The organism is Deferribacterota bacterium (genome assembly GCA_034189185.1).
Classification (GTDB): domain Bacteria; phylum Chrysiogenota; class Deferribacteres; order Deferribacterales; family UBA228; genus UBA228.
The window spans coordinates 1-2,320 of sequence record JAXHVM010000228.1 but is presented as its reverse complement, the minus strand read 5'-3'; the positions used below and the strand labels follow the sequence as shown (position 1 = coordinate 2,320).

Genomic DNA, 2,320 nt, shown 5'->3' with positions numbered 1-2,320 from the left:
TGCAGTCCAGCTGATATGACTTTTCCTTTACAGTTAGAGATTAATGGTGGTTGGTTGACGGCAAATAATACTACCCTTGGTGCTGACAATGGGGTTGGTATTGCTCTTGCTTTAACTGTTCTAGCAGATAATTCAATAAAACATCCCCCTTTAGAGGTTCTCTTTACAGTTGAAGAAGAAACAGGTTTAGACGGGGCTAAAAACCTAAGAGAAGATTTTATTAGATATAGAAAACTTATTAACTTAGATTCTGAAGAGGAAGGTGTTATCACAGTTGGTTGCGCAGGTGGTGGTAGATCGTACATTAATATGCCCCTTGAAAGAGAGCAACCTAATAGTGGGATGACATCCTTAGTAATAAGTGTTAATGGTCTCTTAGGGGGTCATTCTGGTTTGGAGGTTGACTCAAGGGCAAATCCCAATAAATTAATGGGAGAATTCTTGGAGAGAGCAAGCAATGTAGCACCTGAGTTGAGGCTTGTAAGCATAAAAAGTGGAGAGCAAGATAATGTTATACCATCTGAATCTTCAGCCTGGATATATATAGAAAATGAAAATGTAGAAAAGCTAAATAATATAAAAAATGAGCTATTGAATAAGTGGAAGGATGAATTTTCTGATAAAGAACCACATATTAATATAGATATATATAAAACAGAAGAAAATTATAATCCTATTAATAAAAATATAACTAATAATATAATAGATATGCTAAATGAATTACCTTATGGTGTTATTGCTTGGAGTAAGGAGTTAGAAGATACCATTGAAACCTCTGTTAATATTTCACCTGTTAAAACCTATGAAAATTCCCTTCAAATAGTTATGATGAGTAGAAGTGCCAGTATTGAATCTCTTAATTCATTACAAGAAAGAATAAAAGAGATTGCAACCTCCTTTGGTGCTAGTTGTGAAAACCCAGCAGAGGATAGATACCCACCTTGGGAGCCAAATTTTGACTCTAAACTTTTAGCACTAGCAGAGGATGTTTATAACTCTCTATATGGTGAAATGCCAGAGATAGAAGTAACCCATGGTGGCTTAGAGACTGCTGTCATAGGAGATATTTATAAGGGAATGGATATGATATCAGTAGGACCCACCATAGAAAATGCGCATTCTCCTGAAGAGAGGCTAAATATACAATCAGTAGAGAAGTTCTACAACTATCTTTTAGAGTTATTAGAGGCTTTATAAAGTTTTATTGAGAGGCATTTTAAAGCCTCTCAAAATTATTTTATCTAAGATTATTTATATTTAGGCAAGTTTTACGACCATTTTGCCAAAGTTTTTTCCATAAAATAAGTCAATGAGAGCTTGTGGTGCTTTATTAATACCTTCATATACAGTTTGTTTCCATTTTATTCTACCAGCCTTAATCCACTCTTGCATATCTTTTCTAAATTGGGGTTTTAATTTAATGTGATCAAATACAATAAATCCTCGCATTGAGATTCTTTTTTCAATTATCTTAAATAAATTATAAGGCCCTGGTTCAGGTTTAGTATTATTGTACTGTGATATTAATCCGCACATAACCATTCTACCATATGTGTCCATGTTGTTAAGGGCAGCCTCTAAAAGCTTTCCTCCAACGTTTTCATAATATACATCTATTCCATTGTTAAATAACTCTCTTAATTTACTGTTGTAGTTTGAAACCTCCTTATAATTAAAAGCGTTATCAATTTTAGCCTCATTAATGAGCCAGTCTACTTTTTCATTTGAACCAGCTGTCCCTACAACATAGCAATTTTTTATTTTAGCGATCTGGCAAGCTGTAGAGCCAACAGCACCTGCTGCTGCAGATACAAAAACATCCTCACCTTCTTGAAGGGCTCCAATCTCAAACAAGCCAACATAGGCTGTAAAGCCAGGCATTCCAAGAACACTTAAATATGCTGATAGATCAATGTCTTTATTAGGTTTTATAACTTCAAGCCCAGCAGGTTTAAAATTTGATTGATCTAATATAAAATATTCCCTAAAACCTAATAGACTTGTAACATAATCACCTTCTTTTATATCGCTATTCTTTGATTTAACAACAACTCCTACAGCATCACCATTTAGTGGTTCCCCTATTTTAAAAGGCTCTATATAAGATTCTTGATTGTTCATCCTTCCTCTCATATAGGGGTCTACTGACATATACAAGTTTTGTACCAATATCTGGCCTTCTTTTACTTCAGGAAGCTCAGCGCTAGCTATCTCAAAATTATCCATTGTAGGATAACCAGTTGGTCTACTTTTTAGCCTTATTTCAGTGCTTTTTACCATATTTGCCACATCTATCCTCCTTCTATCCTTTTAAGTTTAC

General features: G+C 34.4%; 2 protein-coding genes. One reads left to right on the top strand and one right to left on the bottom strand.

Annotation, left to right across the window (positions count from 1 at the left end; all coding sequences use genetic code 11):
• On the top strand, positions 1 to 1,197 hold a 1,197-nt coding region (gene pepD / locus SVN78_10255), incomplete at its 5' end, for a beta-Ala-His dipeptidase (protein MDY6821988.1).
• 60 nt (positions 1,198 to 1,257) lie between these two features.
• Here pepD and SVN78_10250 read toward each other — a convergent pair.
• Entirely contained in the window at positions 1,258 to 2,280 is a 1,023-nt protein-coding gene (locus tag SVN78_10250) for an NADP-dependent oxidoreductase (GenBank protein MDY6821987.1), read from the bottom strand.
• Positions 2,281 to 2,320 lie beyond the last annotated feature (40 nt).